The organism is Paenibacillus sp. GQ49, assembly GCF_059759055.1.
Map to the genome: position 1 here is coordinate 58,669 of NZ_JCAXEL010000001.1, position 17,483 is coordinate 76,151.

Annotated in this window: 17 protein-coding genes; 3 read left to right on the forward strand and 14 right to left on the reverse strand. The window is 45.5% G+C overall.

What is annotated here, in order from left to right; genetic code table 11:
• Positions 1–135: 135 nt before the first annotated feature.
• Positions 136–813 (reverse strand): SOS response-associated peptidase, encoded by a 678-nt coding sequence (locus AC6CIF_RS00265; protein WP_036608866.1) that lies wholly within the window; start codon positions 811–813, stop codon positions 136–138.
• A 228-nt stretch (positions 814–1,041) separates the two neighbouring features.
• Between AC6CIF_RS00265 and AC6CIF_RS00270 the strand changes: the two genes are divergently transcribed.
• A complete protein-coding gene (locus AC6CIF_RS00270) occupies positions 1,042–1,563 on the forward strand; it encodes a zinc metalloprotease (RefSeq protein WP_215075283.1) in 522 nt (173 codons plus the stop codon).
• Positions 1,564–1,606: 43 nt separating this feature from the next.
• Positions 1,607–2,278, forward strand: a complete 672-nt coding sequence (locus tag AC6CIF_RS00275) for a hypothetical protein (RefSeq protein WP_498197243.1) — start codon at positions 1,607–1,609, stop codon at positions 2,276–2,278.
• Positions 2,279–2,415: 137 nt separating this feature from the next.
• Here the strand turns inward: AC6CIF_RS00275 and AC6CIF_RS00280 are convergent, their stop codons facing one another.
• From AC6CIF_RS00280 to AC6CIF_RS00325, 10 genes are all read right to left on the reverse strand, one after another.
• A complete protein-coding gene (locus AC6CIF_RS00280) occupies positions 2,416–4,326 on the reverse strand; it encodes an AraC family transcriptional regulator (RefSeq protein ID WP_498197245.1) in 1,911 nt (636 codons plus the stop codon).
• A 237-nt stretch (positions 4,327–4,563) separates the two neighbouring features.
• Positions 4,564–5,652 carry a peptide-methionine (R)-S-oxide reductase MsrB gene (gene msrB, locus AC6CIF_RS00285; RefSeq protein ID WP_498197246.1) on the reverse strand — a complete coding sequence of 363 codons (1,089 nt, stop codon included), beginning with the start codon at positions 5,650–5,652 and terminating at the stop codon, positions 4,564–4,566.
• A gap of 16 nt (positions 5,653–5,668) precedes the next feature.
• Entirely contained in the window at positions 5,669–6,250 is a 582-nt protein-coding gene (locus AC6CIF_RS00290; RefSeq protein WP_498197248.1) for a redoxin family protein, read from the reverse strand.
• Between the two features lie 18 nt (positions 6,251–6,268).
• Entirely contained in the window at positions 6,269–6,994 is a 726-nt protein-coding gene (locus AC6CIF_RS00295) for a cytochrome c biogenesis CcdA family protein (protein ID WP_498198160.1), read from the reverse strand.
• 34 nt (positions 6,995–7,028) lie between these two features.
• Positions 7,029–8,069: a sensor histidine kinase gene (locus AC6CIF_RS00300; RefSeq protein ID WP_076249627.1), complete on the reverse strand. Its 1,041-nt coding sequence runs from the start codon at positions 8,067–8,069 to the stop codon at positions 7,029–7,031.
• Positions 8,066–8,770: a response regulator transcription factor gene (locus AC6CIF_RS00305; protein WP_498197250.1), complete on the reverse strand. Its 705-nt coding sequence runs from the start codon at positions 8,768–8,770 to the stop codon at positions 8,066–8,068. The genes AC6CIF_RS00300 and AC6CIF_RS00305 overlap by 4 nt, the downstream gene beginning before the upstream one ends.
• 77 nt (positions 8,771–8,847) lie before the next feature.
• Complete coding sequence (locus AC6CIF_RS00310) at positions 8,848–9,399, reverse strand: hypothetical protein (protein WP_498197252.1); 552 nt, start codon at positions 9,397–9,399, stop codon at positions 8,848–8,850.
• 166 nt (positions 9,400–9,565) lie between these two features.
• Positions 9,566–12,115: a beta-mannosidase gene (locus AC6CIF_RS00315; RefSeq protein WP_498197254.1), complete on the reverse strand. Its 2,550-nt coding sequence runs from the start codon at positions 12,113–12,115 to the stop codon at positions 9,566–9,568.
• 247 nt (positions 12,116–12,362) lie between these two features.
• Entirely contained in the window at positions 12,363–13,394 is a 1,032-nt protein-coding gene (locus AC6CIF_RS00320) for a LacI family DNA-binding transcriptional regulator (RefSeq protein WP_498197256.1), read from the reverse strand.
• A gap of 189 nt (positions 13,395–13,583) precedes the next feature.
• Complete coding sequence (locus AC6CIF_RS00325; protein ID WP_498197257.1) at positions 13,584–14,531, reverse strand: DMT family transporter; 948 nt, start codon at positions 14,529–14,531, stop codon at positions 13,584–13,586.
• Between the two features lie 165 nt (positions 14,532–14,696).
• Here AC6CIF_RS00325 and AC6CIF_RS00330 point away from each other — a divergent pair, with 165 nt between their 5' ends.
• Positions 14,697–15,572: a LysR family transcriptional regulator gene (locus tag AC6CIF_RS00330; protein ID WP_498197259.1), complete on the forward strand. Its 876-nt coding sequence runs from the start codon at positions 14,697–14,699 to the stop codon at positions 15,570–15,572.
• 45 nt (positions 15,573–15,617) lie between these two features.
• Here AC6CIF_RS00330 and AC6CIF_RS00335 read toward each other — a convergent pair whose 3' ends face one another.
• The 3 genes from AC6CIF_RS00335 to cyoE all read right to left on the reverse strand — a co-directional run bounded on the left by AC6CIF_RS00335 (position 15,618) and on the right by cyoE (position 17,381).
• Complete coding sequence (locus tag AC6CIF_RS00335; RefSeq protein WP_498197261.1) at positions 15,618–15,815, reverse strand: hypothetical protein; 198 nt, start codon at positions 15,813–15,815, stop codon at positions 15,618–15,620.
• Between the two features lie 29 nt (positions 15,816–15,844).
• The gene (locus AC6CIF_RS00340; protein WP_498197263.1) at positions 15,845–16,327 is read right to left on the reverse strand and encodes a tetratricopeptide repeat protein; all 483 of its coding nucleotides are present in this window, start codon (positions 16,325–16,327) and stop codon (positions 15,845–15,847) included.
• 196 nt (positions 16,328–16,523) lie between these two features.
• Positions 16,524–17,381, reverse strand: a complete 858-nt coding sequence (gene cyoE / locus AC6CIF_RS00345; protein WP_076216203.1) for a heme o synthase — start codon at positions 17,379–17,381, stop codon at positions 16,524–16,526.
• Between the last annotated feature and the right edge of the window lie 102 nt (positions 17,382–17,483).

Sequence of the window (17,483 nt, forward strand, 5' to 3'; positions counted from 1 at the left end):
TGCGTTCACTTACTGTAATGATTATAGTTACGTTTCACTGCAATTGCAACTTTTCATTTTCAGAAAGGAAAAAAAGAGCAGAGTGTCTCCAGACTCTCAGCCCTCTTCATTTTCTTCACATCATCCAAAAGATACTCAGAAACTCCGAACGTAAGCCAGCTTCTGATCCATCTCTTCTACGCATTCGTAACAGTCGTGTTCATCGTTGGCGACCATTGGTGTTACCGGATACAGATTCATCTCTGTACTGTTATACGATTTCAATAGCGGTAACAACTGAGTCACCCGTGTATTAGCCGGGTCAAGCCAGGTGTTGATCTCTTCTTCGGAAAGGATCGCTGGCATTTTACTGCCAAACTCGCGTGTAACCATGTTTGCGCCTGTCATAAGCATCGTGCAGGTCCGAAGCGGTTCTTTCCGTGTATCTCTCCACACCTCGTATAACCCGGCAATACCGAACAGACCGCGATCCGGCATGACAACACGTACCGCATAACTTTTTTTGCCCTCTTGCCGCCAATAATATAATCCATTGCAGGGAATGACGCAGCGCTTGGTCTCTACCAGTTTGTAATAGGAAGGATTCTCATGCACGGTCATGAGATTTGCGTTAACGGCATCACGACCCCAGAATGGAATGAACCCCCACCGGAACTCATCCAATACACGCTCACCATCCTGATGCAAAATAATTGGCGTATGCTGGGTTGGGCTGATATTGTATCGGTTTTTGTAATAATACATCACTCGCTGAATCTTGAAATGATCTCTGACATCGTCCAAATCGGCTGCCAATGAAAAACGGTTGCACATGTTCAAGCACTACCTTTCCCTATGAGAAGTTGAACGTATTGTTTGTAATTTTAGGGAAATTATTCATGAACATTGAACAGAAAATGACTTATTTTGACACCATTAGGGTCGGATCAAGATATATTTCATGTTTTTCACGACAAAAACAACGACCTCGGACTCATTTCAACTCCAATATTACTTGTTACTATAATAGAGAATAAAATACATTTATTGGAGGTTTTAAGTATGAAAAGGAAGTTTTTGATGAGCATCATGTTGTTCTCAGCGATTGCGATGTTTGGCAGTACCATCTATGCGGCAACCTTTCTAACCTACGGTTATCCCAGCACCACCATTCCCATTCGTACGTATAATTACGCCTCCGCATGGCAGACTCCCATGGACGCTTCCCTTACCAACTGGAACAATGCAGGTGCCAAAGTTAAATTCACCAAAACAAGTAACTCCCCAAACACCATCACCGCAGGAAACTTCAATAATACAGCATATGGTGTCAACTACGCCTCCGTATCCGGCAGTCAAGTCGTAAGCTTCCGCATCGAACTCAATGCATCCACGATCACCCCTGACGCAACCAACTTATCCAACTTCATTCAAAGCGTATTTGTCCACGAACTCGGACACTCCATCTGGCTCGGTGACAACCCAACAACAAGCAGTCCTTCCATTATGTCTTACTCCCGCAACCGCAATTCCATGACCAAACCCCAAACTTTTGATATCAATAACGTAAGATCCAAGTACTAATCCGCTACGAACTTATTCTAAAATCCAAGGAGGATTCCTATCCATGAACAAAAATCGAGTATTAACGCTGCTTCTCTCTTCCATTTTCATTTTATCTGCTGTTGGATGTTCTTCTGTCACACCTACCGCGTCCCCATCCGATGCACCCATGACCATTATTGCTTCTGAAGATTACCCGAGTTATGCCAGCATTGGGGACCTGTCCGAGAGAGCAAATACCATTGTGAAAGGCAGTGTTGTTGAGACTCGTGTGGAAGCTATAAACGATATCGTACAAGTTACCGATGCTGCCAATGAAAACGAGTTAAACCCCGCGTCCGATCCGGGCGGAGAGCCATCTTCTTTTGACAAAATCTATACGATCCACACGATTCAGGTCGCTGAATCCTATAAGGGCGGTTACACTGCCGGGGAAAAACTTGAAGTGAAGCAACTTGGCGGACAACTTGGCAACACCGAGATTATTAATGATGACAACCTCAAGCTGATTCCTACCAAAGACTATGTACTCTTCCTGGAAACGTATGAAGACACCCCTGCCAGCCTGCTCAACTCCGTTCAAAGTCTCTACGTGATCAAACCTGCCGCCAAGTCGAATCAGCCAGGTCAGCAACAATCACCGTCAGAAGTCATTGTGAGCGCAAACCCCGAAAATGACCTCACACTGCAACTGGAGGATCTGCAAGAAATTCAGAACGAACAAAAGAGCGAATAAACTCTTATACGGTAATCACACCACACTGTTATTTCATCTCCGTACAGGCAGCTAATCCCCTCTACTGTTCAGTCCTACATAAGAAAATGAAAACCGTGCTGCTCAGCAAACTGGGCGGCACGGTTTTTTGAAGTTCCTTATTTAGACGGTGTATTAAGTCCAATAATCCATTCAGCCAGATCCTGTGTCTGTTTCAACAAGGCGATCGGATCACGGAACCAGGATTGCTCTTCCGTCCATATGTACACTTTTCCATTTTTGATAGCAGGTAATGAACCCCAGATCGGATCTGCCTGAAGGTCTTTCAACTGAGACTTGCTGGTTAGCACAATGTAATCTCCAGCGTATTTGGAGAGCAGTTCTATGGAGAATTCATGATAGGCGCCCTGCATCAACTCGGATGGAATGTTTTTTGGTGCTTGCAAACCAAGCAATTCATAGATGTTACGCCCTCCCCGGCCCGACTGATTGCCAAAAATGAAGACTTGGCGATCATATTCCTGCATAACGGAGAATGTAGCATCAGCTGGAACAACACTCTGCACCTCCTGCTTGATTTTGGCAATCTCCTCATCAAAATCAGCCAGCCACTTCTCTGCTTCCGCTTCTTTGCCAAGGACTTTACCGAAATAGTTCACTTCGTCCTTGAGTGTCGGAAAAGTGATGGATGCGATCGAAACGGTCGGAGCAATCTTGCTATATTTCTCATAAGCCGCCTTGTCCGGATTCAATGTAATAATGAGATCAGGTTCCAGCTCCATCAATTGTTCAACGGAATCCCCTATCGTTTCAAGACCATCCATGTGACCTTCCAGATAAGGACTGTTCATTAGAAATTGGCCTCCACCAATCGGTTTGACACCAAGAGCAAGCACCGTTCCCAGATAATCTATGGCAGCAACTCGCTCCGGATGTACAGGAATCTCTACCTCACCAAAGGTCGTATTTACCATTTGGGTTTCCACGACTGCCGGTTGTTCGGGTTCAGCCGCAGCTTCGGATGTTTCTGCCCCCTGCTGGGCTGTTCCACAAGCACTTAATGTGAGTACAAGCGCAAGCGACATAATCGCTGATTTAAAATGGTTAAACATATTGATTTCCTCATCTCCCTTATATTGATAATGATTATCATCGTCAATTAAAGGATAACGTTCATCCCCTCCTGTTACAATGGATTCATTTGTTGCATTTAATGTACTTTTTGAAACTGATTTCGAGTTTTCCTGCTGCATCAACCGATATTGCCCCGGTGTGATACCGGTCTCTTTTTTGAATATACGATTGAAATAAAACGGGTCCGTATAACCCACATACGCAGCAATCTCCTGTAATGAAGCTTCTGTGGACGCAAGCAGACTCCTTGCCTCACCCATTCGTAACCGAATCACATATTCTGTCGGTGTACATCCCGTCTGTTCCTTGAATTTGCGTGATACATATTGCGGACTGTAACTCAAGGACTGGGCAAGCAAATCAAGTGAGATGGATTCCCGGTAATGAGCTTTGATATATCGCAAAACCTGATCGGTAAGCGAAGGCTGTTGAACTTCGTTAAACATGCGACTCCGCTGTAACAATACAAGCTGTACCAGTTGAAAAAAATACACTTTAACCTGAATTTTGCCCACTCGCTCCTGCCCTGACCAACATTCATGTATATTCCGCACAAGCTCACGCAGCTCAAGTGTATGATCCGGCACTGTCGCCCAAGACTCTTCAAACGGATTACGCTGGTTCAACATCATTCGGTACTCCACAAGCACGTTGGAGGGCAAGGTTGATTTGTACAAAATCAGATGTACCTCCATAACCCCTGTCGCTTCAAGTGTTAGACGTCTTCCTTTTCCCCCATGCAGCAACAAGAACTGGTTTGTAGTCCATACCTCTTCATCAAGCCAGACCTGCCCCCTGCCTTGAACATACACAAATGCACTCGTCGGTAACACATAATTGCGTATGAACTCGTGTGTTGCGAGTGATATAAGACGCACATCAAGCACGCGAACCTGAACCTGATCCCACAGCTTGATGTCATTCTGAATTCCCATATAAACTCCCTCTCCTAAGCGATCAAACACACACAATACCTTGGCATTGTGACTAAAAACCCACCTATAATTGATAATGATTATCAATTATAACAATGATGCAACCATCTTTGAAGCCTACCTTCGTTTTTGTTAGATGCTGCAAAATAAAAAAACGGTCGAAATCCCTCATAGAGAGGTCTCAACCGTTCTAAGATTATGGCCTTATTATGTTTTGATAAAGTCAGCTGCCCTTCTCTACTCGATAAATGACAATAAATACCCGTACCGTTCTTCCTCCATCTTGTCTAACGGAATAAACCGGATTGATGCACTGTTAATACAGTAACGTTTGCCGCCGCGATCTTCGGGACCATCATCGAACACATGACCGAGGTGGATGTCACCTGCCCGGCTTCGTACCTCCGTGCGTTCCATCCCAAAGCTCGTATCCGTTGTATAGGTAACAACCTCAGGTACAATCGGTTTTGTAAAACTCGGCCACCCGCAACCGGAATCATACTTATCCCGACTGGTGAATAACGGCTCTCCCGTTGCAATATCCACATACAGACCGGGCTCCTCATTATCCCAGTATTCGTTACTGAACGCATGCTCCGTATCATTGTTTACCGCAACCGCATACTGTTCGTCTGTTAATTTTTCCTTTAATTGTTCATCTGTTGGACGTGGATATTGAGCGGGATCAATTCCAATCTCCAGGTCATCCAGGACAGTCATATCAATGTGACAATATCCGCTCGGATTTTTTTCCAAATAATCCTGATGGTACTCCTCCGCCAAATAATAATTCTGCAGAGGCATTACTTCTGTTACAATGGGTTGGTCATATTTTTCTTGCTCTGCCTCTACAGCCTGTTCAATAATTTTGGCATCTTCAGGCAACGTATAATATATTCCAGTCCGATACTGAATGCCACGATCATTGCCCTGCTTATTCAAGCTGGTAGGATCAATAACCCGGAAATAAGATTCAAGCAATTTCTGCAAAGAAACTTGCTGCGGATCATATTTTACATGAACAGTCTCCGCAAACCCCTGCTCCCCGGAAATAACATCCTCGTAGGTTGGATTCTCTCCTTCACCGTTGGCATAACCGGAAGTCACATCCTGAACCCCCGGAATACGAGCCATATATGCCTCCACACCCCAGAAACAGCCTCCTGCCAAGTACAGGTTACTCAGGTTTTCCTCGGAAATACTCGATGCCTTGACAGGTTGAGTGGATATCGAAGATGAAGCTGAATGATTCTCAACTCTGTTTCCACAAGCAGACACAACTATCGCTATAACAAGGAGGCACAAGCCGAGCAGCGTCCTCTTCATGACACTTCCTCCCTTCTCACAAAATCTCTTGTAATGATTCCATGATCTGTTCATTGGATGCATGCCCTGGCTGCGATTTCGTTAAAATACCATCAGAGCCAATATAAAAGGAACTAGGATACGCTCTTACGCCAAATTTCTTGGCCCATACACCTTTCTCATCCAAAAGAACAGTTATGTTATCATACGGCTGTTGGTCAAACCATTCGGTAAACGCTTGGGAGGATTTCTCCCCTTTGTAGTCTGGCGTCACAATCGTAATGACTTGAAAATCATTGTTTTGACCAGCCAGATTGTTCAGGTCTTCCAAACCCGCAAGGCAGATGGAACACCAAGAAGCCCAGTATTTCACATACACTTTCTTGCCTTGAACATCAGAAAGTCCAACCGTGTTTCCTTTCAGATCACGCAATGAAAATTCAGGAGCCGTCTCTCCCTTGTTCACCATGGTTGACGAACTCATATCGGATGTTGATGCTGGGGCTGATGATGACCCCGTTTGTTTTGATTCAGTTTGCTGTGATCCACATGCGCTCAAGATCAACAGGGTTCCAGCAAATACGATTACAGATACCATCCATTTCCGTGCCGTCTTCATACCAAATTCCTCCAATGATTATTGAAACCAGGTCACTAAGCTGTTTAGTCGGTCTGTCATTAACAATAGTCCCATGATAATAAGAATACAGCCGGAAGCTATTTTGATGACACCCATGTACTTGTATAAACGACGTATCCGCTTCATAACATATTCCGAAAAAACGGACAAAATCAGGAAAGGAATCGCCAATCCAAGGGTATACAGGAACATGAGAAACCCGCCATACAGTGGAGAGCCTTCTCCTGCGGCGATACCAAGAATGGCCGCCAGCACAGGCCCGATACAAGGCGTCCAGCCAAAACTAAACGTTAGACCCAACAGGAACGCTCCGACATACCCTCCTCGTCTGGCATGATCGTTTGACAGCTTTCTCTCCCGTTCCAGCCAGGATAGTCGGATCAACCCGGTTTGATAAATCCCAAAAAGCACTACGATGGCTCCGCAGATCGCAATAAACACAGGACTTGAGATCAAATTACCAACGATGCCAGAACCAAAACCGAGTAAAACAAATACCAGGGACAGCCCAAGAACAAATAAAAATGTCCGCAAAACAAGTGTGGACCGCAACCGAACCGAATGGGTGTCAGGCTGCTGCTGATTCGTACCGTTGACCATGCTTCCGGATAGATAAGATACATATACCGGGATCAGCGGCAGAATACATGGCGCAAAAAACGATAACAATCCTGCACCAAAAACCCCGAAAAGAAAAACCAAATCACTGGTCAAGTCATTCACCACCTGAATAAATACTACGTTTGATTAACCAAGGTTAACGACTGACGTAGATCGGAAGCGTGAACCAGAAGCAGCTTCCTTCTCCTTTTGTACTCTGAACCCCGATCTCGCCACCATGGAGTTCCACAATCGATTGAGCGATGGCAAGGCCAAGCCCGGCCCCCCCATTACTCTTGCTGCGTGATTTGTCAATTCGATAAAAACGTTCAAATATACGCGAAGTCTCCTCCGCTTCAATGCCTTCCCCTTCATCCGTAACTGAAATTCGTATAAACGGCCCCTTTTCTTCGGCAGCCAAAATGATTTTTCCTTCAACAGGAGAGTATTGAATGGCATTTTGCAGCAAATTGGAAAGGACCCGCTTCATTTGTGCAGGCATCATGACCGCGGCTGGTAATTTATCGGGCAAATTGATTTCAACGTTCAGCGTTTTCTCGGCGAGGTGAAACGAAAAACTCTCCAATGTACTGAGCAGCAACTCATCGACGTGACAAGGCTGAGGGTCAAATACCTCCCCTTGCGCTTCCAGGCTGGATAATTCAAACAAGTCTTGAATAAGCCCTCCCAAACGCTTCGTCTCAAGTCGTATCGTGTTCAGGTAACGTTGAAAGGTTTCTTTATCCTTAATGACATCATCCTCCAACGCTTCGACGAATGACTGAATGGATGCCAAGGGAGTCCGTAAATCATGGGATACATTGGCGATCAACTCTCGTCTCGCGGTTTCTGAGTGATGCAGATGATCAAAGCTTTCCTTCAGCTTGGAACTCATTTCATTAAATTGCTGTGCCAGGAGCTTAAATTCCTGCGTACCGATGAGAGGGACTTCCGTATGGAAATCCCCTTCGGCAATTCGTATCGTCTGCTGTGTAATTCGCGCAATTGATTTCTCTAATGGCTTAGTCAGCAAATATTGAAGAATAAACGAAAGTAAGCCTACCCCTGCCGTTATAGCCGATAACCAATACAATTGTTCGATCGTAAGCAGCATTTTGGAATAACTGATGAACAAACAAATTAATAATACGCCAATGCCTGTGAGACTGGATAACACCAAGTATGTGCGAAGTTTCATGAACTGCCACCCGCAAACTTGTAGCCTATACCCCAAACTGTTTTAATATATTTTGGCTCAGAAGGATTCTGTTCGATCTTCTCGCGTAATCTCCGAACATGTACAGTCACCGTTGTTGTATCTCCCTCATAGCTAAAATCCCAAATCTTGCTTAACATCTGGTTACGGGAGAACACCTGACCCGGGTGACTTGCCAGCAAATACAACATCTCAAACTCTGTAACGGTCAATTCAATGGCCTGCCCGCTGATATGCACTTCACGCTTGGTAAAATCAATGGTAAGCCCTTCATAATTGATCGTATATTCAGATGTTGTAACAGGTGATGCCTGCGCAATTCGCATTCTCCGCAGGATTGCCTTCACACGCAAAACAAGTTCTCTTGGACTGAATGGTTTGGTCAGATAATCATCCGCCCCCATCGTCAGTCCCATCAGACGGTCCTGTTCCTCACCCCGGGCCGTCAGCATTACAATGGGCACATCCTCAGTTTGCCGAATCTCGTTGCAAACCTCCCAGCCATTCTTATGTGGCATCATCAGGTCGAGCACAATCAAGCTTGGCGTTTGGCTGTGCCACAGCTCAATAGCCTCCAAACCGTCCTTGGCCGTCACAACAAGATAACCTTCCCGTTCCAGATACCTGCGACAAACGTCCGTAATATTTGTATCATCATCAGCAACCAGTACACATTCATTCAAACGAACCCACCCCATATTCCAGAAAATACATTTGAACCAATCATATCATATGGTGATGGCGATGCTTAGCCCTTAAATTACTTCATTCCCATGGCTGGCATCATGTATTGTTTAATTACTGACTCAGCCGCATACGAATTCCCTTCATGGATGACAGGCATCGATTTCAAGTTAACTTGCATACCGTCTACCATAATTTTTTTCGATCCAATCCACAATTTAATCGTTTTCCCCGCTGGCATCATCGTTTCTTCCATCATCATGTCGTCTTTCATCATCTTATCGTCTTTCATCATGTTGTCGTCTTTCATCTTCATGTCGTCTTTCATCATCATGTCATCTTCCATCATGTTGTCATCTTTCATCTTCATGTCGTCTTCCATCATGTTGTCGTCTTTCATCTTCATGTCGTCCATTTTGCCCATATACATCAAAGTTACAGATCTGTCCTTGCTGTCCCACATAATGCTGTAATCATACATTTTCGCCGCCTGTCTCAATTGAACAAGCTCCATGCCATCCTTTTTAATCGTTTTCATATCTGCAGCACTTGCCAATCCAGAAAAGGCCATAGACATCATCAACACCGCTGCTACCATCACTTTTTTGCTCTTATTTGTTTTCATCATTCTTATCACTCTCCATTCGTTTATTTCTTACAAGGATTACAATAAGCAAGACAGCTTACGATTCTCTAAGCGAAGTATTACGAAACCATTACGATATATAAATGGGGTCAGGTTTCAAAAAAAAAACGGTTGAAATCTCTCTTACGAGAGACTCCAACCGTGTCTTCTAGGTCAAACGAATAAAATCAAACATGGATCGAACCTCGATCGGTCCCGGATTTGATATCACATCATTAGACTGCATTCCCTCTCTGGACGTAAAGTGCACCTTCACCGGAATGCCAGGAATCAAGTCGAAGAAGTTATCTGAGAAGACACCCTCCACATCCGAAGATAGCCATACCTGTTTAGCAAGCACATCACTCTCCAGTACCAGATGAACGCCGTTCTCATCCGCTCCTCCGCTTACATTGATGTTTGCAGGCTGCAGAGCAAGGTCTTTGGACGGTACAAAATAGTGTTCCTGTACGATATTCGCCGCACCCTCCTGTTTCAGATCCAGGCGCAGCAGCGTGTTAGCTGTATCATGACCTTCAAGCCACTCCACGTTACGTAATGACAGCACTTGATCACCTGTATTAGATGCCAAGGTCACGTCATGTGTTTCATTACGATGCACCGTTCCATCGAACCCGAGCAAACGAATCTGTAACTGCCCTTTTACAGGTTGTAATTGATCCGAAATGATATATATATCTGTTGTATCTTCTTTTGTTCCATCTACCGATACCAATACATCGCTGAAGCTGCGTTTCGCATAATATTGCAATGCTTTCCAGCGACCAAGGTAGTCCATACCTGCCCATGAAGCCACCGGCCAGCAATCATTCATTTGCCAGTAAAGTGTGCCCATGCAGAATGGTTTGCGGCGACGGTGTGCCTCGATCGCTGTCTTCATCGCTTCGGCCTGAAGCACCTGGCTCATATACAGGAACGATGGGAAGTCCTTCGATTCATGCATGTACATATCCATGTACTGTTTGATCAGACGATTACCAGCGCCATTCTTCTGATGTGCAAGCATGACTTCCGACTCCAGAGCCAGATCCTCTTCTTCCGCGTAAGTGCGTACTGACTTGTACTCCGGGAAAGACTGGAATCCGTATTCACTCATGAAACGACCCACATGCACGTTGTAGTTCTCGAATGGTTCTACATTGTGCCACACGCCCCAGTAGTGGATATCCCCCTCAGCTGTGGACGGGTGCGCATGCTGTGTCTCATCCCCTGTCAGGGATACCAGTGGTGAGGAAGGCCAGTAATCAACACCTGGAGCATACGCTTCAACCACTTCTGGCAGTAAATCATGGAAGATGGCTTCGTAATCGGCCCAGATGCTTTCACGCTGCTCGGCAGTAAATTCCTTTTTCCAACCCCAGCCACCATTCTCAACATAGTGAGCCCACGCCGAATCAATCTCATTGTTCCCACACCAGAGTGCAATACTTGGATGATTGCGCAGACGTTTCACATTATCAATGGCTTCATGTCTCACACTGTTCAGGAACGCTTCGTCTCCCGGGTACATGCTACATGCAAACATGAAGTCTTGCCATACCAGAATTCCGTATTCATCACACAGTTCGTAGAACACATCCTGCTCATAGATTCCGCCACCCCACACACGCAGCATATTCATATTGGATTCGGCTGCGGATACGATCTCATGACGATAACGTTCATGAGTAATTTCAGTGATGAAGCTATCATTTGGAATGTGATTGGCCCCTTTGGCAAAGACCGCGACACCGTTTAGTTCAAAATAAAAGGATGCTCCTGCTTCATCTTTGTCACGTACCAGGCGAATGGAACGAAGCCCAGTCTTCACTGTAGTTTCAGCCACAGCTCGTTCACCTTGAAGCACTTCGGTAAGGAAGGTGTACATATGCGGATCACCAAGCCCACGGCTCCACCACAGTTTTGGTTCATCCATGGAGATTGGAATCTCCACAGTCTGAGTTCCGGGTTGTAGTGATACGGATCTTTCCCATCTCTGTCCATCTGCGCCGATACGAATAATCGTATCTACGGCTTGTGATGTCTCAACTTCCACAACAGCAGTTAATGAAGCTGAGGTAGCGCTTACTTCATTTTGCTGGATATACACATCATTGATTCGTACTTGTGTCCAACCTTCAAGACGTGCTTCACGCCAGATCCCACTCGTTACAAAACGCGGACCCCAGTCCCAACCATAGTGATACGGAGCTTTACGTGCAAAAATACTTACTCTTTTATCGCCAAGTCCGCCAACATCGGACTGATCATTGGATGCAGGTAATGCATATCCGAGCTTCTCCAGCTTCGGCAGATCTTCCTGAATCGGTGACCGAAAACGTATTCGGAGAATGTTGCCGTTCCCCTTCAATACAGACTTTACATCTGCCTTCCATACCCGGAACATATTATCTGCTGATAACACATGCACCTCATTCACATACACATCCGCATATGTATCCAGACCATCAAACACCAGTTCCAGATGTTCCTGCGAGAACAACGCATCGGCAACGTCAAATTCCGTCTGATATTCCCAATCTATCTTATCAATCCATTGTACTTCCTTCTCGTTTGTTCCATAAAAAGGATCTGGAATCTTGCCCAGCTTCAGCAAATCTGTATGCACACAGCCGGGCACCTGAGCCGGCATCCACTCCTGATCTTCGCAAGCCTTGAACGTCCAATTCTGAAAAACCTGTGATTGTATTGTGCTCATGACAGCCTCCATTGTTGTTAGAGTTGGTAAACATTGTTTTGTTAGGTTTTGTTAGTATAAAAACAAATAACTTACAAAACAAAATTAACACGATATGCTTCTTATAGTCAATCTGTTTTGTAATTTAATTTGTTAAGCAATCTCTGCATAACAAAAAGACATGAAGCTCCAACCTCTCCATGTCTCTCACCTGATTTCATTTACCCGTATGTTCATTGTTAGAATGAGCCTATAAGTTCATATCCCATTACTCTATACTGGCGTTATATTCATCACGAATAATTAATTCCGAATAGATCAGCTTGCGTTCATAAGGTTCATCGAGATGTTTGATCCGCCACAACAGCTGATCTACTGCTCTTGTTCCCAGATTCTCTTTGTTAATATGTACGGAAGCAAGAATGGGTTCATCCGTCTGCGTATTGTCAAATCCGGTTACGGCACAGCGTTCAGGCACCTGAATGCCTCGACTTTGGAGTGCCTGAATGACAATGACAGCTGTATGGTCATTTGCACACACGATAACTTCAGGGATATCCTCCAGCTCCATTTCAGCAATGGATCTCCGGATCTCATCATACTCTGGGCCCAGCAACCCTTCTTGCTGTTCCCCCTCCAACTGCTTCTCTTCCAGCACCGTACGATATCCAAGCCAGCGTTCTCTAAAACTTGCTGCATCGGGCAGTTGCCCGGCAAACTGGAACCTTCTATACCCTTTACCAACGAGCATGAGAACCAGTTCTTTCATACATTTCATATTGTCCGTAAAAACCGAGTCTGCGTATATGGCAGGGTCTTCATGATCCACCATGACAAGCGGAATACGCAGTCTGTAAATCTCCAGCAATACCGATGTCGAGATGGTGCCCACGGTAATGACTCCGCTGATTGCTTCGGGATTAAGGACCGAGAACATCCGATCTGAAGAGGGTTCTGTCAGCGTTAGAATATCCATCCCCTTCTCATTCAGCCTCTCAGAAATGCCATCAAACACAGGCCCCCAGTATAAGGAAGCTCGATTCTGAGAACGAATGTTGGGAAACAAAATCAATATGGTGCCTTGACGCTCCGCTTCTGGCTTCATCTCCGTTGATATCTGTGTCTCCCCCGGATAACGCTTAGGCTCGGTTCTGAAATACCCGAGCTGCCCCGCCGTTCTGACAATCATCTCGCGTGTATGCTCACTCACACCAGGCTTGCCTGTCAGCGCACGGGAGACTGCGAATTTGGACACCCCCGCAGCATCCGCAATTTGCTGCATCGTTACTCTTTTGGCCATCCTACTCACCCGTTTTTCCTAATTTTCCATTCAGTGTAGCATAAAAAACAAAAATCAACAAAACAAGGTTATGTTATTCTATTTTTGTTAGGTAGTTGTATATTTATTTCACAAGGTGTACGACATAACCAAAAAAGGCCCTCTCCCCACCTTCCATAGAAGATGACGAAAGAACCCTTTGTCCGCCAATTATACGCTTGGTGCTCCCTGATCGCCGAGTTCCGACTGTAAAACCGGGCGTTTTCTGCGCCAGAAGATAGGCTGTGGAAGTTTGATCTCTGTGATCAGAACACCGACCAACATCAAAGTTGCTCCCGCATACCCTTGCAACGTTAGCGATTCCCCTTGAAAGGTAAATGCAAAGGCTGCTGCAAACAGTGGTTCGAGTGAAAAAATCAGACTTGTTCTTGTGGGAGAGGCATGACGCTGCGCGAGTGTCTGCAGAATATACCCCAAGCCGCTACACAAAACACCTAACCCAAGAATGGCTGCCCAGGATTCAGCCGTATCGGGCATACGCGGCGTTTCCAGCATAAATGTAGCTGCAATTCCCCACATCGCTGCAACACCCAATTGAACTGTTCCCAATGTTAACGGATCATGCTTCGGTGTGAACTTGCCAGCAATCATTATATAGATGGCATACACAAGTGCTGCTAGTATGCAGAGAATATCTCCCGTGTGCAGACTAAGCTGATGTTGAAGCGTCAGCAAGCCAAGACCGGTAACGGCAACCAGGATACTGAGTGTCAATCGTTTGTCCGGCATACGACGATGCTGGATCGTCGTCAGGATCGGTACAAAAATAACGGCCAAACTTATTAGGAATCCCGCTTGGGATGTCGTTGTTCGTTGCACACCATAGGTGATAAATACAAATGCAGCAAATAAAGCTGTCCCCATATTAGCGCCTGCCACAAGTGTTCTGCGATCCATCTTAAACAATCGCCGATGAAAAAGAAGCCCTGCCGCAATAAAGGCAATTCCAAAACGAAATGCGACCAGATTCAATTCTTGCATGGACTCCAGACCCGATTTCATAAACAGATAGGATGATCCCCATATAACCGTTGCGAGCAACATCTGTATGTCCGCTCTTCTTGTTGCCTGACCTTGATTAACCTGTACACCATTCATCTTGCTTCAACCTTCATTCTATGTATTCTGATCTGTGTGATCGTGCGTCAAACTAACTCGCCTTGGCAAGTATAAACGATGTCTTTGCATTATAAAAATGAATATTTATAATGGATTATATGAAATAAACTCATGTATTAAAAATGGGAAGGAACGGAACCATTCATGTCACTGATCAAATACGAAATTTTGACTACCGTTGTGGAATATGGCAGTCTCACCAAAGCGGCAGAAGCGTTGAACATCACCCAATCCGCAGTCAGCCATGCCATCGCCAGTCTGGAGACAGATTGTGGTTTTTCCCTGCTCCATCGCGGCCGCTCCGGTGTGCGTGTTACCGCTGAAGGCGAACGCATTCTGGGATACACCCGTGAGATTCTGCGCTGGACAGAACTGATGAACCAGGAAATCTCCCTCATTCGCGGCGCGGAGATTGGTACCGTGCGTATTGGTACTTTCGCCAGTGTGTCCACACAGTGGTTGCCGGGCATCCTGAAACAATTTCGTCTGCGTCATCCCGGAATTGAGATTAAGCTGTGGGAGGGCGATTATGCTGAGATTGAGGGCTGGTTGGCTGGAGGTGCTATCGATCTTGGATTTCTGTCCCTCGGTGATTCATCACCTTTTGAGACGATCCCATTACAAAAAGACAGGATGATGTGTATCCTGCCTCTGGATCATCCTCTCGCCTCAGAGGAGTCTGTTTCGTTTGATATTCTGCTGGAGCAACCCTTTATTCTGCCCAAGTGGGGTGGAGATAACGAGATTGAACGACTGATCCGGCAGCATGCAGCCAAGCTTAATGTCGTCTATGAAGTCGCAGAGGATCAAGCCATCATGGCGATGGTCCGGAATGGTCTCGGAATCAGTTTGCTGCCGGAAATGGTACTTCAAAATCATACTGATTCACTCGCGCTCGTGCCACTCACTGGAGATCCTTATCGTACGATTGGCATGGCCTGCCCATCTTTGGGTAATCTATCGCCCGCTACGCGCCGGTTCATTGAAGAGGTGCAACAGTGGCTCGGCCAGGCTATGTAAGTAAATGTGGAGAATCACTACCTTTTTCTGTATGATCCTTTTCTCCTATCCGATACTCACAAATTGGATAACACCAAGAGTCAGCAGCAGTACAGATATAATCGCAATCGTGATGCCAAAACCAATCAGGAAGCGTACGCCAGATGAGCGTTTGTTCCGTTGGCTGCCTCCCAGGTTATCCAGCTTTTGCTCAATCTGATCCAATCTTTCATTTACCTGTTTCAGTTCTTGATTGGAGTTCATTCATACATCCCCTTTTCTGTGTATTCGATCTATTCCCACACCCGATTGAGCTGATCTGCGTAGTAACGGATGGCTCTGTTATAGTCATTGATTCTCTTGTCACTTGATGTGTCCGCAAGTTGTACGAGCAGTCTTTGCATCGCTTCTGCATGTTCACCCAGATTATAGAGCACCATGGCATAGAAAACTTCAAATTCCCGGTACACCGGGAATTCTTTCAAGCCCGTTTCAAACCAAACCTTTGCCTGTTCATACTGTCCAAGCGTTCGATATGTACTGCCTAGTCCAAGTATTGCACCTGCTCTGTCCTCGCCAGAAAGTCCAAGACTCAGTGCCTTCTCATAATGCGGGACAGCCTCCCGCTCTAACCCAAGCGAATCATGTGCCCAAGCCAGCTGATACCAGACATTCGCATTCTCGGGTTCCTGGACTGTAATCTCTTGCAAAAGTTCAATCGCTTCCTGCACCTTGCCTTCTTGTCTCCATCGCACGGCCTGTTCCAAATTACTCATGCTGTCACTTCCCATCTTGCATTATAATTTCCACTTATATGATTCAATTGTTTTATTATACCAAAAAAGCACACTGGAGAATATGTTGTAACAACTCAAGGTTGTCCAAACGCTATTCCATAGTGTGCTTTTTCATTCGATGCAGCCAGCTAGCTTAAGCTGAAATCTCTCTGAAAACGATCTGTTCATCGTCTAATTATGACCATACCGTATTCGCTACCATAACAATAAATACGAGCATCAGATAGTTCACCGAGATCAGAAAGTTCACTTTTGCCCACTTCTCATCATCCTGTGTCTTCAGTCCGCTAAGTGTATGCACGAACCAGATCAGTCCACCGACCAGAGATACAATCAGAAATACCAGACCTACGTAGTCGTAATAATACAACAGAAATACAGCAGGAAGCAGCAGAAAAACATAAGGAATCATCTGAAACTTGGTGCGTTTCACCCCTTTAACCACTGGCAACAACGGGAAGCCAGCAGCACGATACTCCTCTACCCGGCGAATACCCAATGACCAGAAGTGTGGTGGTTGCCACAAAAATAATAGTGCAAACAGCAACCAGGCACCTGCATCAATCTCATTGGTTACAGCCGTATAACCGATGACAGGCGGCATCGCTCCAGCAATTCCACCCAGCGATGTGCTCCACGTTGAACTGCGTTTCAACCACATCGTGTAAATCACGATGTACGCGAACCACCCAAGCAGTGCCATCCAGCCTGATAACGGATTCACCAGGAGATACAGTACTGCTAGTCCCACAACACCAAGGATAATGCCATAGCCAAGTACAAACCCTGGCTTCAGATGGTTAATGTAATCCATCCTTTTTTTGGTGCGCTCCATCTTTTGGTCCAATTCACGATCCCAATAATTATTGATAACACAAGCTGAAGCAATAACCAAAGTTGATCCAATCACGACCATGAGCAGAGATAACCAGTTGATATCCCATTTTGAAGCTACCCAGAATCCTACCGCCACCGCAAACACATTTAACCTTAGAAGTCCGGGCTTAGTTAATGCAATCATGTCTTTAAGCATGAGGCTCCTCCTGAACTATGTAAAAACGCCATTCCAATAATGATACATGTACCTACCATTAATTACAATCGCTTTCATGAATTTGTCATAACCAAAAAGCAT

Bases quoted from the DNA above. Each gene is read 5' to 3' on its own strand.
- AC6CIF_RS00320 (WP_498197256.1), bottom strand. From the start codon at position 13,394: ATGGCCAAAAGAGTAACGATGCAGCAAATTGCGGATGCTGCGGGGGTG.
- AC6CIF_RS00265 (WP_036608866.1), bottom strand. From the start codon at position 813: ATGTGCAACCGTTTTTCATTGGCAGCCGATTTGGACGATGTCAGAGAT.
- AC6CIF_RS00275 (WP_498197243.1), top strand. From the start codon at position 1,607: ATGAACAAAAATCGAGTATTAACGCTGCTTCTCTCTTCCATTTTCATT.
- AC6CIF_RS00325 (WP_498197257.1), bottom strand. From the start codon at position 14,531: ATGAATGGTGTACAGGTTAATCAAGGTCAGGCAACAAGAAGAGCGGAC.
- msrB (WP_498197246.1), bottom strand. From the start codon at position 5,652: ATGAAGAGGACGCTGCTCGGCTTGTGCCTCCTTGTTATAGCGATAGTT.
- AC6CIF_RS00315 (WP_498197254.1), bottom strand. From the start codon at position 12,115: ATGAGCACAATACAATCACAGGTTTTTCAGAATTGGACGTTCAAGGCT.
- AC6CIF_RS00300 (WP_076249627.1), bottom strand. From the start codon at position 8,069: ATGAAACTTCGCACATACTTGGTGTTATCCAGTCTCACAGGCATTGGC.
- cyoE (WP_076216203.1), bottom strand. From the start codon at position 17,381: ATGCTTAAAGACATGATTGCATTAACTAAGCCCGGACTTCTAAGGTTA.
- AC6CIF_RS00335 (WP_498197261.1), bottom strand. From the start codon at position 15,815: ATGAACTCCAATCAAGAACTGAAACAGGTAAATGAAAGATTGGATCAG.
- AC6CIF_RS00270 (WP_215075283.1), top strand. From the start codon at position 1,042: ATGAAAAGGAAGTTTTTGATGAGCATCATGTTGTTCTCAGCGATTGCG.
- AC6CIF_RS00280 (WP_498197245.1), bottom strand. From the start codon at position 4,326: ATGGGAATTCAGAATGACATCAAGCTGTGGGATCAGGTTCAGGTTCGC.
- AC6CIF_RS00340 (WP_498197263.1), bottom strand. From the start codon at position 16,327: ATGAGTAATTTGGAACAGGCCGTGCGATGGAGACAAGAAGGCAAGGTG.
- AC6CIF_RS00310 (WP_498197252.1), bottom strand. From the start codon at position 9,399: ATGATGAAAACAAATAAGAGCAAAAAAGTGATGGTAGCAGCGGTGTTG.
- AC6CIF_RS00290 (WP_498197248.1), bottom strand. From the start codon at position 6,250: ATGAAGACGGCACGGAAATGGATGGTATCTGTAATCGTATTTGCTGGA.
- AC6CIF_RS00330 (WP_498197259.1), top strand. From the start codon at position 14,697: ATGTCACTGATCAAATACGAAATTTTGACTACCGTTGTGGAATATGGC.